At 59.6% G+C, this 16,442-nt stretch carries 13 protein-coding genes; 8 read left to right on the forward strand and 5 right to left on the reverse strand.

Going from position 1 to position 16,442, the window contains the following annotated elements; all coding sequences use genetic code 11:
- Positions 1 to 21 precede the first annotated feature (21 nt).
- The 3 genes from ACYZT5_RS33555 to ACYZT5_RS33565 all read left to right on the forward strand — a co-directional run bounded on the left by ACYZT5_RS33555 (position 22) and on the right by ACYZT5_RS33565 (position 3,564).
- Positions 22 to 333: a cupin domain-containing protein gene (locus ACYZT5_RS33555; protein WP_462049102.1), complete on the forward strand. Its 312-nt coding sequence runs from the start codon at positions 22 to 24 to the stop codon at positions 331 to 333.
- Positions 334 to 438: 105 nt separating this feature from the next.
- Positions 439 to 1,605 carry a TDT family transporter gene (locus ACYZT5_RS33560; RefSeq protein ID WP_462049103.1) on the forward strand — a complete coding sequence of 389 codons (1,167 nt, stop codon included), beginning with the start codon at positions 439 to 441 and terminating at the stop codon, positions 1,603 to 1,605.
- 84 nt (positions 1,606 to 1,689) lie between these two features.
- Positions 1,690 to 3,564, forward strand: coding sequence for an MFS transporter (locus ACYZT5_RS33565; RefSeq protein WP_462049104.1), 1,875 nt, complete (start codon positions 1,690 to 1,692; stop codon positions 3,562 to 3,564).
- 49 nt (positions 3,565 to 3,613) lie between these two features.
- Here the strand turns inward: ACYZT5_RS33565 and ACYZT5_RS33570 are convergent, their stop codons facing one another.
- The 5 genes from ACYZT5_RS33570 to ACYZT5_RS33590 all read right to left on the reverse strand — a co-directional run bounded on the left by ACYZT5_RS33570 (position 3,614) and on the right by ACYZT5_RS33590 (position 8,597).
- On the reverse strand, positions 3,614 to 4,540 hold the full coding sequence (locus ACYZT5_RS33570; RefSeq protein ID WP_462049105.1) for a GGDEF domain-containing protein: 927 nt from the start codon (positions 4,538 to 4,540) through the stop codon (positions 3,614 to 3,616).
- Positions 4,541 to 4,912: 372 nt separating this feature from the next.
- Entirely contained in the window at positions 4,913 to 5,653 is a 741-nt protein-coding gene (locus ACYZT5_RS33575) for a YciK family oxidoreductase (RefSeq protein ID WP_462049106.1), read from the reverse strand.
- A 177-nt stretch (positions 5,654 to 5,830) separates the two neighbouring features.
- On the reverse strand, positions 5,831 to 6,502 hold the full coding sequence (gene mupP, locus ACYZT5_RS33580; RefSeq protein WP_462049107.1) for an N-acetylmuramic acid 6-phosphate phosphatase MupP: 672 nt from the start codon (positions 6,500 to 6,502) through the stop codon (positions 5,831 to 5,833).
- Positions 6,503 to 6,506: 4 nt separating this feature from the next.
- Entirely contained in the window at positions 6,507 to 7,205 is a 699-nt protein-coding gene (ubiG, locus tag ACYZT5_RS33585; RefSeq protein WP_462049108.1) for a bifunctional 2-polyprenyl-6-hydroxyphenol methylase/3-demethylubiquinol 3-O-methyltransferase UbiG, read from the reverse strand.
- A 57-nt stretch (positions 7,206 to 7,262) separates the two neighbouring features.
- Positions 7,263 to 8,597, reverse strand: coding sequence for a TRZ/ATZ family hydrolase (locus tag ACYZT5_RS33590; protein ID WP_462049109.1), 1,335 nt, complete (start codon positions 8,595 to 8,597; stop codon positions 7,263 to 7,265).
- A gap of 107 nt (positions 8,598 to 8,704) precedes the next feature.
- Between ACYZT5_RS33590 and mtnA the strand changes: the two genes are divergently transcribed.
- The 5 genes from mtnA to hisC all read left to right on the forward strand — a co-directional run bounded on the left by mtnA (position 8,705) and on the right by hisC (position 16,417).
- The gene (mtnA, locus tag ACYZT5_RS33595; RefSeq protein ID WP_462049110.1) at positions 8,705 to 9,781 is read left to right on the forward strand and encodes an S-methyl-5-thioribose-1-phosphate isomerase; all 1,077 of its coding nucleotides are present in this window, start codon (positions 8,705 to 8,707) and stop codon (positions 9,779 to 9,781) included.
- A gap of 424 nt (positions 9,782 to 10,205) precedes the next feature.
- Complete coding sequence (gene gyrA, locus ACYZT5_RS33600) at positions 10,206 to 12,860, forward strand: DNA gyrase subunit A (protein WP_462049111.1); 2,655 nt, start codon at positions 10,206 to 10,208, stop codon at positions 12,858 to 12,860.
- Positions 12,861 to 13,112: 252 nt separating this feature from the next.
- Positions 13,113 to 14,198, forward strand: a complete 1,086-nt coding sequence (gene serC / locus ACYZT5_RS33605; protein ID WP_462049112.1) for a 3-phosphoserine/phosphohydroxythreonine transaminase — start codon at positions 13,113 to 13,115, stop codon at positions 14,196 to 14,198.
- On the forward strand, positions 14,198 to 15,292 hold the full coding sequence (gene pheA / locus ACYZT5_RS33610) for a prephenate dehydratase (protein ID WP_007899727.1): 1,095 nt from the start codon (positions 14,198 to 14,200) through the stop codon (positions 15,290 to 15,292). Before serC ends, pheA begins: the two co-directional genes overlap by 1 nt.
- Before the next feature lie 12 nt (positions 15,293 to 15,304).
- Complete coding sequence (hisC, locus tag ACYZT5_RS33615; protein ID WP_462049113.1) at positions 15,305 to 16,417, forward strand: histidinol-phosphate transaminase; 1,113 nt, start codon at positions 15,305 to 15,307, stop codon at positions 16,415 to 16,417.
- Positions 16,418 to 16,442: the final 25 nt, after the last annotated feature.

The following is a 16,442-nucleotide window of genomic DNA, read 5'->3' on the forward strand; positions in this document are numbered from 1 at the left end:
TTCAATTCGACGGACCGATGCATGAAAATCATCCGCAGCAAATCCTTCACCGCTGACCGTGCCTGGGGCGCTTTGGATATCGCCAACATGAACGGCATCACCACGCGTTTGCACTGGACCGATCAGCCCTATAAATGGCACATCAATGATGGGCAAGAAGTGTTCGTGGTGCTGGATGGACACGTGCAGATGCGTTATCGCGAAGAGGGTCAGGAGAAACAAGTGGTATTGGGTGTAGGCGATATCTTTTATGCCGACGTCGGCACCGAACACGTTGCCCATCCACAGGGCGCGGCGAGAATCCTGGTGATCGAGACTGAAGGCAGCGTCTGACGTTATATCTGCAAAGCAGATAACAGTTAGAGATATTACCCGTTATATCGATATTCGATTCAGATCTACCATGGGCTCCACCTCAACAGAGGACAGGAGTTCACCATGACATGCCCCAACACCGCCCCATCCGGTTTCAAACCTTTCAGTCATTTGCAGCACCCGCGCGAAGTCATTCGCCAGTTCACGCCGAACTGGTTCGCCGCCACCATGGGCACCGGCGTGCTGGCGTTGGCGCTGGCGCAGCTGCCTGCTGCCAATCCCGGTTTGCACGTAATTGCCGAAGCCCTTTGGCTGTTCAACATCGTGCTGTTCGTTTTGTTCACGGCGGTATACGCGGCGCGTTGGGCGCTGTTTTTTAATGAGGCGCGGCGGATTTTCGGTCACTCCACGGTTTCGATGTTTTTTGGCACCATCCCCATGGGCCTGGCGACCATCATTAATGGCTTTCTGGTGTTCGGGTTGCCGCGTTGGGGCGAGGGCGTGATTCATGTCGCCGAGGTGTTGTGGTGGCTGGATGTGGCGATGTCTCTGGCGTGCGGCGTGCTGATTCCCTACATGATGTTCACCCGTCAGGAACACAGCATCGACCAGATGACTGCCGTCTGGCTGTTGCCGGTGGTGGCGGCGGAAGTGGCGGCCGCCAGCGGTGGTCTGTTGGCGCCGCACTTGGCCGATGCCCATTCGCAACTGGTGGTATTGGTGACCAGCTACGTGCTTTGGGCATTTTCCTTACCGGTGGCGTTCAGCATTCTGACCATCCTGTTGCTGCGCATGGCGCTGCATAAATTGCCCCACGAAAACATGGCCGCCTCCAGCTGGCTGGCGCTGGGCCCGATCGGCACTGGGGCGCTGGGCATGTTGCTGCTGGGTGCCGATGCTCCGGCAATCTTTGCGGCCAACGGTCTGCCGGGCATCGGTGAAATCGCCGCAGGGCTGGGGTTGGTGGCCGGAATCACACTGTGGGGTTTTGGTTTGTGGTGGATGCTGATCGCGGTGCTCATCACCCTGCGTTACCTGCGCGTCGGTATTCCTTTCAATCTCGGCTGGTGGGGCTTCACCTTCCCGTTGGGCGTCTATTCTCTGGCGACGTTGAAACTGGCCAGCACCTTGAACCTGACGTTTTTCAGTGCTTTCGGCTGTGTACTGGTGGTGTTGCTGGCGGTGATGTGGCTGATCGTCGCCAAACGAACGCTGCAGGGCGCGTGGCGGGGCGAGTTGTTTGTCTCACCGTGCATTGCACAGATTAAAGAAATAACCGGCAAAGTTTAGGTAATGTGTGGCCTGGATCGTCGTTCGATATTCCAATAACGGTATCCACGCCACTCTCTACCCAACATCAGGGACACATGGAAGATGAGTCACCCCTCACAGTTCACCTTGCTTCGCACCCGGCGCTTCCTGCCATTCTTCGTCACGCAGTCTCTCGGGGCGTTCAACGACAACATCTTCAAGCAGTCGCTGATCCTCGCCATTTTGTACAAGCTGACCATCGAGGGTGATCGCTCGATTTGGGTCAACCTGTGTGCGCTGCTGTTCATCCTGCCGTTTTTTCTGTTCTCGGCGCTGGCCGGGCAGTTCGGTGAAAAGTTCGCCAAGGACGCGCTGATCCGTCTGATCAAGCTCGGAGAAATCGCCATCATGGCGGTCGGCGCAGTCGGTTTCATGTTCGATCACCTGTCGCTGATGTTGGTCGCGCTGTTTGCCATGGGCACTCACTCAGCGCTGTTCGGACCGGTGAAATACTCGATCCTGCCGCAGGCCTTGCGTGACGAAGAGCTGGTGGGTGGCAACGGTCTTGTGGAAATGGGCACCTTCCTGGCGATCCTCGCCGGGACCATCGGCGCCGGGATCATGATGTCGTCCAGTCATTACGCGCCGATCGTCTCCACGGCGATCATCGGTGTTGCGGTGCTCGGCTATCTGGCCAGTCGCAGCATTCCACGGGCTGCGTCCGCATCACCTGATATGCGTTTGAACTGGAACATTTTCAGCCAGTCCTGGGCCACGTTGAAACTGGGCTTGGGGCAGACCCCAGCGGTGTCGCGCTCGATTGTCGGCAACTCGTGGTTCTGGTTTATCGGGGCGGTTTATCTGACGCAGATCCCGGCGTACGCCAAGGAGTGGATGCACGGCGACGAAACTGTGGTGACGCTGATTCTTACCGTGTTCTCGATCGGTATCGCGCTGGGTTCGATGCTCTGCGAGAAACTGTCCGGACGTAAAGTCGAAATCGGACTGGTGCCGTTCGGCTCGTTCGGTCTGACGGTATTTGGTTTGCTGCTATGGTGGCATTCCGGTGGGATTCCGGACAGCGTTACAGGCCATGGCTGGATCGAAGTCCTGGGTTTTGGCCACGCCTGGCTGGTGTTGATCGACATTCTGGGGCTTGGCGTGTTCGGCGGTTTCTACATCGTGCCGCTGTACGCGCTGATTCAATCACGTACCCCCGAGAACGAGCGGGCGCGGGTGATTGCCGCCAACAATATTCTCAACGCGCTGTTCATGGTGGTCTCGGCGATTGTCTCGATCGTCTTGCTGAGCATGGTCAAGTTGTCGATCCCGCAGTTGTTCCTGGTGGTGTCGCTGCTGAACATCGGCGTCAACGCCTATATCTTCAGCATCGTCCCCGAGTTCAGCATGCGCTTCATGATCTGGCTGCTCAGCCATTCCATGTACCGCGTGGAGCATCGCAATCTGCAGCTGATTCCCGATGAAGGCGCGGCGTTGCTGGTGTGCAATCACGTGTCCTTCGTCGATGCCTTGCTGATTGGCGGCGCGGTGCGTCGGCCGATTCGCTTTGTGATGTATTACAAGATTTACAACTTGCCAGTGCTCAATTTTATCTTTCGCACGGCCGGGACCATTCCGATCGCGGGGCGTCAGGAAGACATACAGATCTACGAAAAAGCGTTCACGCGCATTGCTCAGTTTCTGAAAGATGGCGAGTTGGTGTGCATCTTCCCTGAGGGAAAATTGACCGCCGATGGTGAGATCAACGAATTCAAGGGCGGGCTGACGCGGATTCTCGAGGAGACGCCGGTGCCGGTGATTCCGCTGGCATTGCAGGGTTTGTGGGGGAGTTTCTTCAGTCGCGATCCGGAAAAGGGCGTGTTTCGCCGGTTGTGGTCGCGGGTGACGCTGGTGGCAGGGCCTGCGATCGCGGTTGAGGCGGCAGAACCAGCCCGGTTGCAAGGGTTGGTGGGGGATTTGCGCGGTACTGTTCGCTAATACCTGTCCATGCGGGCCGCTTCACCAGCGAGCCCGCTCTGGCGGATGTTCAGCCCGCCATCGCCAATCGGTTGCGCCCCTCGCGCTTGGCCACATACAGCGCACTGTCGGCCCGCCGCAACAGGCTGTCGGCAGACTCGCCGGGCAATAGGGTCGAGCAGCCAAGGCTGACCGTCAGCTCGACCCTATTGCCGTCGGCAGCATAATCCTCAGCCTGCGCGGCAAACCGCAGTCGCTCGCCGACCAAGGCTGCCGCTTCCCGGGTGGTGTTGGAAAGCAGGATCAGGAACTCCTCGCCACCAAACCGGAAAACCATGTCCACGTTGCGCAACTGGCTTTTGATCGAGGCTGCGACGGCCTTGAGCACGTCATCGCCGGCACTGTGTCCGTGGTTGTCGTTGATGTGCTTGAAGTGATCGATGTCCAACATCAGCAGCGACAAGGGTTGCAGATGCCGACGCGCCATCTCGATTTCCCGTTGCAGGGTCTGATCCATGGCGATGCGGTTGCCGGTGTCCGTGAGCGGATCGCGCAAGGCACTTTGGGTGGCGGCGCGGTAGAGCAGGGCATTGCGCATCGGATACATCAATGCGGACAGCAGCGACTCAAGGTTGCTCTGTTCCTGTTCACTGAACCGCTGATTGCGGCGGAATACCAGTTCACCCAGGTGCTCGCCTTCATGGCTGAGGCTGTAGCTGATCGAATGATGGCCGCGCAGGCCGAACTCCAGGCGTAAGTCGCTGGCCTTGTGCTGATAGTTCAAGGCGTCGAGCGGCACAAGTCGCTGAATTTCACGAAAGAAGAGCCCGAGAATGCGTTGCGGCTCAAGACTGGTTTGCAGCTGCTGGCTCAGCTTCTGGCGCAGTTGCGCAAGGCTGACTGGCCTCTCCAGAAGAGGAGGCTGCTGACCAAAGCCCAGGCGTTGCAATTTGGCGCTATCGAAGTCAATTGCGTTGGTCTGGGAAGGTGATTTCATATGGCGTGCGCCCCTAAGCAGTAAGGCTGTCTTACAGGCTGGGTGAGAGCGGCTTTGGGCTGCGCGTCATACTGGTCCATCAGTCCCGTAGGACGTTTGGCGCAAGTTTAGTCCGCTTTGCCGACGATTAGAAACTGTCGGCTCAGGTGTCCGCCCCGTCTGCTTTCACACTGCGTGTCTGAGCAAATTTAGAGCGAAAGTCGTGCCATTCAGTTCAGTCGAATAAAAAGTGTTCTAAATCAAAGTATTGAAGCTGTTGTTGATGAATGCCGTCGCGTTCGGTGACAGTTGTTTGACTTGTAGTCGGTGGTTACGACGCACTTTGAGTGCCGCGACGGGAAGCCGTCGCGGCACAAAAGCGACGCGCGGGCGTTACTGAGCGTTGAACGCCTGGCCGTTGATGCCGGTGCTGTCCGGACCCATCAGGTAGAGGTAGACCGGCATGATCTCCTCGGGCGTCGGGTTGTTCAGCGGGTTTTCACCCGGATAAGCCTGGGCCCGCATGCTGGTGCGCGTGGCGCCCGGATTGATGCTGTTGGAACGCACCGGTGCCACGGTGTCGACTTCGTCGGCCAGGGTTTGCATCAAGCCTTCGGTGGCGAACTTGGAGACGCCGTAAGCGCCCCAATACGCGCGGCCCTTGCGACCGACGCTGCTGGAAGTGAACACCACCGAGGCGTCCTGAGACAGCTTGAGCAGCGGCAACAGGGTGCTGGTGAGCATGAACATGGCGTTGACGTTGACTTGCATGACGCGCATGAAGTTTTCGCCGGACAGCTGCTCGATCGGCGTACGCGGGCCAATGATCGACGCGTTGTGCAGCAAACCGTCGAGATGGCCGAATTCGGTTTCGATCATCGCTGCCAGCTCATCGTATTGATGGGGCAGGGCGGTTTCCAGGTTGAACGGGATCACGGCCGGTTGTGGATGGCCGGCGGCTTCGATTTCGTCGTAGAGCTGAGTCAGGTTGGCTTCGGTCTTGCCCAGCAACAGCACGGTGGCGCCGTGCGCGGCGAAGGTTTTCGCGGCGGCAGCGCCGATGCCACGGCCAGCGCCGGTGACCAGGATGACCCGCTCCTTGAGCAATTCTGGGCGGGCGGAATAATCAAACATAGAAACCTCGACTAATACAGAAAACAGATCGCGGCGCGGCCATTCGCGGGCAAGCCCGCTCCCACAATGATCATGGTGTTCACGAATTTTGTGTCCACCAACAGAACCCTGTGGGAGCGGGCTTGCCCGCGAAGGCGTCAATCCCTACAACCCAATTCCAAGATTTGAAACCGGTTCTCAGCAGCCACAGAGGGCGCTATCCAGCACCTTGCGCAACTCCAGCGGATGATCGACCACCACATCCGCGCCCCAATGCCGCGGGTTATCGTCCGGATGAATATAGCCATAGGTCACGGCAGCCGTTTTGGTGCCGGCATCGCGACCGGACTCGATATCGCGCAAGTCATCACCCACAAACAGCACGCTGGCCGGGTCCAGGTCGAGCATCTTGCACGCCAGAATCAACGGCTCGGGGTCCGGCTTGCTGTTCTTCACATGGTCCGGGCAGATCAACAGCGCCGAGCGCTCGGCCAATCCAAGCTGCTGCATGATCGGCTCGGCGAACCGTAGCGGTTTGTTGGTGACCACGCCCCAGATCAGGTTGGCCTTCTCGATGTCGGCCAGCAGTTCGCCCATGCCGTCGAAGAGTTTGCTGTGAACCGCACAACCGGCGAGGTAGCGCTCCAGGAACTCCAGGCGCAATGCCTCGAAACCCGGTGATTCCGGGTCCATGGAGAAGGTCACTGCGACCATCGCCTTGGCGCCGCCGGAGATCTCGTCGCGAATGTGCTGGTCGTTCATCGGCGGCAGGCCGCGGTCGGCACGCATCGCCTGACAGATCGCAATGAAGTCCGGCGCGGTGTCGAGCAGGGTGCCGTCCATGTCGAAAAGAACTGCTCTGATACGCATCGGCTTACTCCTCGCGCAGGGTCTGGATCATGTAGTTGACGTCCACGTCGGAGGCCAGTTTGTAGTGCTTGGTCAGCGGGTTGTAGGTCAGGCCGATGATGTCCTTGACGGTCAGGCCGGCCATGCGGCTCCAGGCGCCGAGTTCGGACGGGCGGATGAATTTCTTGAAGTCGTGGGTGCCGCGCGGCAGCAGCTTCATGATGTATTCGGCGCCGACGATGGCGAACAGGTACGCCTTCGGGTTGCGGTTGATGGTGGAGAAGAACACCTGGCCGCCGGGTTTGACCATGCGGAAACAGGCGCGGATCACCGAGGACGGGTCCGGCACGTGCTCGAGCATTTCCAGGCAGGTGACCACGTCGAACTGCTCAGGCATTTCTTCGGCCAGCGCTTCAGCGGTGATCTGCCGGTATTCGACGCTCACGCCGGATTCCAGTTGATGCAGTTGCGCGACCGCCAGCGGCGCTTCGCCCATGTCGATGCCCATGACGGTAGCGCCGCGCTGGGCCATGGCTTCGCTGAGGATGCCGCCGCCGCAACCGATGTCGAGGACTTTCTTGCCGGCCAGACTGACCCGTTCGTCAATCCAGTTGACCCGCAGCGGGTTGATGTCGTGCAGCGGTTTGAACTCGCTTTCGCGGTCCCACCAGCGATGGGCCAGGGCTTCGAATTTGGCGATTTCGGCGTAGTCGACGTTGCTCATGGTTAAGTCCTCTAAAACTTGAAAATTCCTGTTGCCCCGGTGGTGAGTCCGGGGTGCTTACGATTCGGTATGGCCGCTGATGCGCTGGCCCCAGGCCTTGGCGGTGGCGCAGAGCTGTTCTTCATCCAGGCGAGTCAGGCGACGGTCGTCGAGCAGTTGCTTGCCGGCGACCCAAAGGTGTTTCACGCAATCGCGGCCGGTGGCATATATAAGCTGCGAAACCGGGTCGTAGACCGGTTGCTGCGCCAGGCCGGAGAGGTCGAACGCGACGATGTCTGCCGCTTTGCCGACTTCCAGCGAACCGACTTCAGCCTCGATCCCCAGCGCACGGGCGCCGTTGAGCGTGGCCATGCGCAGGGCGCGATGGGCGTCCAGTGCGGTGGCCGAGCCGGCGACGGCTTTGGCCAGCAACGCGGCAGTGCGGGTTTCGCCGAGCAGGTCCAGGTCATTGTTGCTGGCCGCACCATCGGTGCCGACCGCCACATTGACGCCAGCCTGCCACAAGCGCTCCACCGGGCAGAACCCGCTGGCCAGCTTCAGGTTCGACTCCGGGCAATGAATCACGTTGGTGTTACTTTCTACCAGCAACACCAGGTCTTCATCGCTGATCTGCGTCATGTGAACCGCCTGAAAGCGCGGCCCCAGCAAACCCAGGCGCCCGAGGCGGGCCAATGGGCGTTCGCCTCGTTGCTCGACGGACTGCTGCACTTCATAAGCCGTTTCATGCACGTGCATATGGATCGAGGCGTCCAGTTCTTCAGCGATCACCCGGATTTTCTCCAGATTCTCGTCGCCCACGGTATAGGGTGCGTGGGGGCCAAAGGTGACTTTGATGCGCTCGTGGTGCTTGAGATCGCCGAACAATTCGACGCCCTGACGAATGGCTTCGTCCGCCGTACTGGCGCCCGGGATCGGGAAGTCGAGGATCGGAATCGCGATTTGCGCGCGAATGCCGCTGTTATGTACGCGCTCGCTGGCAACCTTCGGGAAGAAATACATGTCAGAAAAGCAGGTGATGCCACCTTTGATCTGCTCGGCGATCGCCAGGTCAGTGCCGTCACGTACGAAAGCTTCATCGACCCACTTGGCTTCGGCCGGCCAGATGTGGTTTTCCAGCCAGGTCATCAGGGACAGATCATCGGCCAGGCCACGGAACAGCGTCATTGCCGCATGCCCGTGGGCATTGATCAAGCCAGGGCAGAGCAACATGTCTGGCAATTCGCGGACTTCGGTTGCGTTAAGCTTCAGTGCGGCGGCGCGCGGGCCGATAAAGACAATGCGCCCGTCACGGATGCCGAGGGCGTGCTCTTTGAGGACAACGCCAGCGGGTTCGACAGGTACCAGCCAGGTCGGCAGCAATAACAGGTCGAGCGCAGCGGCAGAGTTCGGCATCGAGAGTCGGTTCCAGAGCTTTTGTAAGGATGGCGAAGTATACCCGAGCGTCTTCGCGGGGGGATCGCTATAATCGACGGCTTTTGTTCATGAGTGCGGGGTGAGGGATGCGCGATCGACTGTTGGCTGCGGAGAAGGTGAAGGCCATCGATTGGCGTGATGGCGCCCTGTACCTGCTGGATCAGCGTATTTTGCCGTTCGAGGAAACGTGGATCGCCTGCACCAGCGCCGCTGGCGTGGCCGAGGCCATTCGTTCGATGGTGGTGCGCGGCGCGCCGGCGATTGGCATCAGTGCCGCTTATGCGATGGTGCTGGCAGCCCGCGCCCGAATCGCCGAGGGCGGTGACTGGCAGGCCGCGTGGGAAGAGGATTACGCGTTGCTGGCTGATTCCCGTCCAACGGCGGTGAATCTGTTCTGGGCCTTGAGTCGCATGCGTGACCGCCTGGATCGTCTCAAGGGAGATGCAGACCCTCTGGCGGCGCTGGAAGCGGAGGCTATCGCCATTCACGAGAGTGATCGCGAAGCCAACCTGACCATGGCGCAACTGGGCGTGGACCTGATCCGCAAGCATCAGGGCAACGCCCAGGCGATTCTGACCCACTGCAATACCGGCGCACTGGCCACCGGCGGCTTTGGTACGGCACTTGGCGTGATTCGTGGGGCGTTCATCGAGGGCATGGTCGAGCGCGTCTACGCCGACGAAACCCGTCCATGGCTGCAAGGTTCGCGGTTGACCGCATGGGAATTGGCCAACGAAGGCATTCCCGTGACCCTCAATGCCGACTCCGCCGCAGCCCACATCATGAAGACCAAGGGCATTACCTGGGTGATCGTCGGCGCCGACCGGATCACCGCCAATGGCGACGTGGCCAACAAGATCGGCACCTATCAGCTGGCGGTGAACGCCATGCACCACGGCGTGCGCTTCATGGTGGTGGCGCCGAGTTCGACTATCGACATGAACCTGGCCAGCGGTGATGACATCCCGATTGAAGAGCGCGATGGTCGCGAGTTGCTGGAAGTCGGCGGCAAGCGGGTCGGAGCCGATGTCGATGCGTTCAACCCGGTATTTGACGTGACTCCGGCTGACTTGATCGATGTGATCGTCACCGAAAAAGGCATCGTCGAGCGTCCGGATACCGCGAAGATGGCGCAGTTGATGTGCCGCAAGCGTTTGCATTGATGATCTGTTTTGCCTAATAAATCGCCTTCGCGGGCAAGCCTCGCTCCTACAGAAATGTGGAACCTGTAGGAGCGAGGCTTGCCCGCGAAGAACGATGACTCGGTCTACCGTTCCTGCTACCCCTTATTTTGCTTATGAATCTGGGGTTGTGAAGGCTCTAAGCCTCTCTCGTCCCCTTCAAGCCTGTCACCGGTCAACTAACTATGCTCCATGCGCATCAGGGGGATAGGTGCGTGGCGGCTCTTGTGATAACATCCGGCGGTTTCCAAGGTAGCCCGATGTGGCTGCCTTTACTGCGCAGATCCATGGCATAACTCGTTGATTTGTCGTAAGTCGGTGCATGGCACTCAGCCTGCAGCGGCGAGCTTCGTTCGTCCCATATGGATGTGACGAAGTTTCACCAGAAAAAGGAATCAGGCTTCTCATGGGCGAACTGGCCAAAGAAATCCTCCCGGTCAATATCGAAGACGAGCTGAAGCAGTCCTACCTCGACTACGCGATGAGCGTAATTGTCGGGCGGGCACTGCCGGATGCGCGCGATGGCTTGAAGCCCGTGCACCGGCGTGTGCTGTTCGCGATGAGCGAGCTGGGCAACGACTTCAACAAGCCGTACAAGAAATCTGCCCGTGTTGTCGGTGACGTGATCGGTAAGTATCACCCTCACGGTGATACTGCGGTGTACGACACCATCGTTCGGATGGCGCAGCCATTCTCGCTGCGCTACCTGCTGGTAGACGGTCAAGGCAACTTCGGTTCCGTGGACGGCGACAACGCCGCCGCCATGCGATACACCGAAGTGCGCATGACCAAGCTGGCTCACGAACTGCTGGCTGACCTGCACAAAGAAACCGTGGACTGGGTGCCGAACTACGACGGCACCGAAATGATCCCGGCGGTCATGCCGACCCGTATTCCCAACCTGTTGGTCAACGGCTCCAGCGGTATCGCCGTGGGCATGGCGACCAACATCCCGCCGCACAACCTCGGTGAAGTCATCGACGGTTGCCTGGCACTCATCGACAACCCCGAGTTGACCATCGATGAGCTGATGCAATACATCCCTGGTCCAGACTTCCCGACCGCCGCGATCATCAACGGTCGCGCCGGCATCATCGAAGCCTACCGCACCGGTCGTGGCCGCATTTACATGCGCGCCCGCTCGATGATCGAAGACATCGACAAGGTCGGTGGCCGCCAGCAGATCGTCATCACCGAACTCCCTTACCAGCTGAACAAGGCCCGTCTGATCGAGAAGATCGCCGAGTTGGTCAAAGAGAAGAAGCTCGAAGGCATCACCGAACTGCGCGACGAGTCCGACAAGGACGGTATGCGCGTCGTGATCGAGCTGCGTCGCGGCGAAGTGCCTGAGGTGATCCTCAACAACCTCTACGCCCAGACCCAGCTGCAAGCGGTGTTCGGTATCAACATCGTCGCGCTGATCGACGGCCGTCCACGCATCCTGAACCTCAAGGACCTGCTGGAAGCCTTCGTTCGTCACCGTCGCGAAGTCGTTACCCGCCGTACCGTGTTCGAACTGCGTAAAGCCCGCGAACGTGGTCACATCCTGGAAGGTCAAGCGGTTGCCCTGTCGAACATCGATCCGGTCATCGCCCTGATCAAAGCCTCGCCGACCCCGTCGGAAGCCAAGGAAGCGCTGATCAGCACGGCCTGGGAATCCTCCGCGGTGGTCGCGATGGTTGAACGTGCCGGTGCTGATTCGTGCCGTCCAGAGACCCTGGACCCGCAATACGGTCTGCGAGAAGGCAAGTACTTCCTGTCGCCGGAACAGGCGCAAGCCATTCTGGAACTGCGTCTGCACCGTCTGACCGGTCTGGAACACGAAAAGCTGCTGGCCGAGTATCAAGAGATCCTCAACCAGATCGGCGAACTGATCCGCATCCTCAGCAGCGCCACGCGCCTGATGGAAGTGATCCGCGAAGAACTGGAAGTGATCCGCGCCGAATACGGCGACGTGCGTCGCACCGAGATTCTCGATGCCCGTCTCGACCTGACCCTGGGTGACATGATCCCGGAAGAAGAGCGCGTCGTGACCATTTCCCACGGTGGCTACGCCAAGACCCAGCCATTGGCTGCGTACCAGGCTCAGCGTCGTGGCGGTAAAGGCAAATCGGCTACCGGCGTCAAGGATGAGGACTACATCGCTCACCTGCTGGTCGCTAACAGCCACACCACGCTGCTGCTGTTCTCCAGCAAAGGCAAAGTGTACTGGCTGAAAACCTACGAAATCCCGGAAGCCTCCCGCGCTGCCCGTGGTCGTCCGTTGGTCAACCTGCTGCCGCTGGACGGTGATGAATACATCACCACCATGCTGCCGGTCGAGGAATACACCGAAGGCCACTTCATCTTCATGGCCACTGCTAAAGGCACCGTGAAGAAGACCCCGCTGGAATCCTTCAGCCGTCAACGCAGCGTCGGCCTGATTGCGCTGGAACTGGATGAAGGTGACGTACTGATTTCCGCCGCCATTACCGATGGCGATCGCGAGGTCATGCTGTTCTCCGACGGCGGCAAGGTCACTCGCTTCAAGGAAACCGACGTTCGCGCCATGGGCCGTACCGCTCGCGGTGTCCGCGGCATGCGTCTGCCGGAAGGCCAGAAGCTGATTTCGATGCTGATCCCGGAAGAAGGCAGCCAGATCCTCACCGCTTCGGCGCGTGGTTACGGCAAGCGTACGGCGATCACCGAGTTCCCTGAGTACAAACGTGGCGGTCAGGGCGTTATCGCCATGGTCAGCAACGACCGTAACGGCCGTCTGGTCGGGGCAGTCCAGGTGCTCGACGGTGAGGAAATCATGCTGATTTCCGACCAGGGCACCTTGGTGCGTACGCGTGTTGACGAAGTCTCCAGCCTGGGTCGTAACACCCAGGGCGTGACCTTGATCAAACTGGCCAGCGATGAAAAGCTGGTAGGTCTGGAACGGGTTCAGGAGCCGTCGGAAGTCGAAGGTGAAGAGCTGGAAGGTGAAGAGGGTGCAGTGTTCGACGGTGAAGTCGTGATCGACGACGTTGCCGAAGACCAGCAACTCGACGCCGCAGCCGACGAAGAACCGCAGGAATAAGCGGACAAGCGGGGGGCGGATGAAGATTCGCCCCCTTGTTGTTTGTCCGAACGGAAAATTTCGATATCTGTGGAGACCCCTTGTGGGAGCGAGCCTGCTCGCGAATGCAGGCGCCGTGGTACCTCTGAAACACCGCGGTGACGCATTCGCGAGCAGGCTCGCTCCCACAGGTTTTCTGCTTCGGCAGGGACCCTGTGTCGATTGATGTTGTGATTTATTGCGTGATACCACCAAATCAGAGCGAGATTGGATGTGAGCAAGAGAGCCTATAACTTCTGTGCCGGTCCTGCGGCGCTTCCTGAAGCTGTCCTGAAGCGCGCTCAGGGTGAACTCCTTGATTGGCATGGCAAAGGCCTGTCGGTCATGGAAATGAGTCATCGCAGTGATGAGTTCGTGTCCATCGCCACCAAGGCCGAGCAGGATCTGCGTGATCTGCTGAATATCCCCTCGAACTATAAAGTGCTGTTTCTGCAAGGTGGCGCCAGCCAGCAATTTGCTCAGATCCCTCTGAACCTGTTGCCGGAAGGCGGTACCGCCGACTATATCGACACCGGTATCTGGTCGCAGAAAGCCATCGAAGAAGCTTCGCGCTACGGTCACGTCAACGTTGCCGCTACCGCCAAGCCTTACGACTATTTCGCTATTCCCGGCCAGAACGAATGGAGCCTGTCTGCAGATGCGGCCTACGTTCACTACGCGCCGAACGAAACCATTGGCGGTCTGGAATTCCAGTGGATCCCGGAAACCGGTGACGTGCCGCTGGTTGCCGACATGTCCTCGGACATTCTTTCGCGTCCGATGGATGTCTCGCGCTTCGGCATGATCTACGCCGGTGCCCAGAAAAACATCGGCCCGAGCGGCATCGTCGTGAACATCGTTCGCGAAGACCTGCTGGGTCACGCCCGTTCCCTGTGCCCGACCATGCTCAACTACAAGGTCGCGGCCGATAACGGCTCGATGTACAACACCCCGCCAACCCTGGCCTGGTACCTCTCGGGTCTGGTATTCGAGTGGATGAAGGAGCAGGGTGGTGTTGAAGCCATCGGCAAGCTCAACGAAGTTAAACAGCGCACGCTGTACGACTTCATCGACGCCAGCGGCTTGTACAGCAACCCGATCAACAAGTCGGACCGCTCGTGGATGAACGTGCCGTTCCGTCTGGCTGACGATCGCCTGGACAAGCCATTCCTGGTCGGTGCCGAAGAGCGTGGCCTGTTGAACCTCAAGGGTCACCGTTCCGTGGGTGGCATGCGTGCCTCCATCTATAACGCCGTCGACATCGTTGCGGTCAACGCACTGGTTTCGTACATGGCAGAGTTCGAGAAGGAACACGGTTAATGTCTGAGCAAGAACTCAAGGCACTGCGCCTGCGCATTGATGCCCTGGACGAAAAAGTCCTGGAGCTGATCAGTGAGCGCGCACGCTGCGCCCAGGAAGTTGCGCGAGTAAAGATGGCCTCGCTGGCCGAAGGCGAAGTGCCGGTGTTCTATCGTCCTGAGCGTGAAGCTCAGGTGCTCAAGCGCGTGATGGAGCGTAACCAGGGGCCGCTGGGCAACGAAGAGATGGCGCGTTTGTTCCGCGAAATCATGTCCTCGTGCCTGGCCCTCGAGCAGCCGCTGAAAGTGGCGTACCTCGGCCCTGAAGGCACCTTCACCCAAGCGGCGGCCATGAAGCACTTCGGCCACGCGGTGATCAGCAAGCCGATGGCGGCGATCGACGAAGTGTTCCGCGAAGTGGCGGCCGGTGCGGTGAACTTTGGCGTGGTCCCGGTGGAAAACTCCACCGAAGGCGCGGTCAACCACACCCTCGACAGCTTCCTCGAACACGACATGGTGATCTGTGGCGAAGTCGAGTTGCGGATTCACCACCACCTGTTGGTCGGTGAAAACACCAAGACCGACAGCATCAGCCGCATCTATTCCCACGCCCAGTCGCTGGCCCAGTGCCGCAAATGGCTGGACGCCCATTACCCGAATGTCGAGCGCGTGGCGGTGTCCAGCAACGCCGAAGCGGCCAAGCGGGTCAAGGGTGAGTGGAACTCGGCGGCGATTGCCGGCGACATGGCCGCAGGCTTGTACGGGCTGACCCGTCTGGCCGAGAAAATCGAGGATCGCCCGGACAACTCCACGCGATTCCTGATGATCGGCAGCCAGGAAGTGCCGCCAACCGGCGACGATAAGACCTCGATCATCGTCTCCATGAGCAACAAGCCCGGCGCACTTCACGAGTTGCTGGTGCCGTTCCACGACAACGGCATCGACCTGACGCGAATCGAGACGCGTCCGTCGCGCAGCGGTAAATGGACCTACGTGTTCTTCATCGACTTTGTCGGCCACCACCGCGACCCGCTGGTCAAAGGTGTGTTGGAAAAGATCAGTCAGGAAGCAGTGGCACTCAAAGTGCTGGGTTCCTACCCGAAAGCAGTTCTCTAAGGGCGGTAGCAAATGAGTGGTGACTTCCTCGCTCTGGCACAGCCGGGCGTGCAACAACTTTCGCCTTACGTTCCGGGCAAACCCGTGGACGAACTGGCGCGCGAGCTGAACATCGATCCGGCCAGCATCGTCAAACTGGCCAGCAACGAAAATCCGTTGGGCGCCAGTCCCAAGGCGCTGGCAGCGATCCACGAAGCGCTGGCCGAGCTGACCCGTTATCCGGACGGCAACGGTTTTGCGCTCAAGACCCTGCTGGCCGATCAGTGCCGCGTCGAGCTCAATCAGGTGACGTTGGGCAACGGTTCCAACGACATTCTGGAACTGGTCGCGCGTGCCTATCTGGCGCCGGGTTTGAATGCCGTGTTCAGCGAGCACGCGTTTGCGGTCTATCCGATCGTGACCCAGGCCGTTGGCGCCCAGGCAAAAGTGATCCCGGCCAAAGACTGGGGCCATGATCTGTCGGCCATGCTGGCCGCGATCGATGCCGATACCCGTGTGGTGTTCATCGCCAACCCGAACAACCCGACCGGGACCTGGTTCGACGCCGAGGCGCTGGACGAATTCCTGCAGGACGTACCGGAACACGTGCTGGTGGTGCTGGACGAGGCCTACATTGAATACGCCGAAGGCAGCGACTTGCCGGATGGCCTGGACTACCTGGCGGCCTATCCGAACCTGCTGGTTTCGCGCACCTTCTCCAAGGCCTACGGTCTGGCTGCGTTGCGTGTCGGTTATGGCTTGTCCACCGCAGTGGTTGCGGATGTGCTGAACCGTGTGCGTCAGCCGTTCAACGTTAACAGCCTGGCCCTGGCCGCTGCGTGCGCTGCGCTGCAAGACACCGAGTACCTGGCTGAAAGCCGTCGCCTGAACGAATCCGGCATGCAGCAACTGCAAGCGGGTTTCCGTGAGCTGGGGCTGAGCTGGATTCCGTCCAAGGGCAACTTCATCTGCGTCGATCTGGGTCGTGTTGCGGCTCCGGTCTTCCAGGGCTTGCTGCGCGAAGGCGTGATCGTTCGTCCGGTGGCCAACTACGGCATGCCGAACCACTTGCGTATCACCATCGGTTTGCCGGCTGAAAACAGCCGCTTCCTTGACGCGCTGACCAAGGTTCTGGCTCGTGGTTGATGTCACTGCACTGCCATCTGCTGAA

Source organism: Pseudomonas sp. LB3P14, from assembly GCF_054898045.1.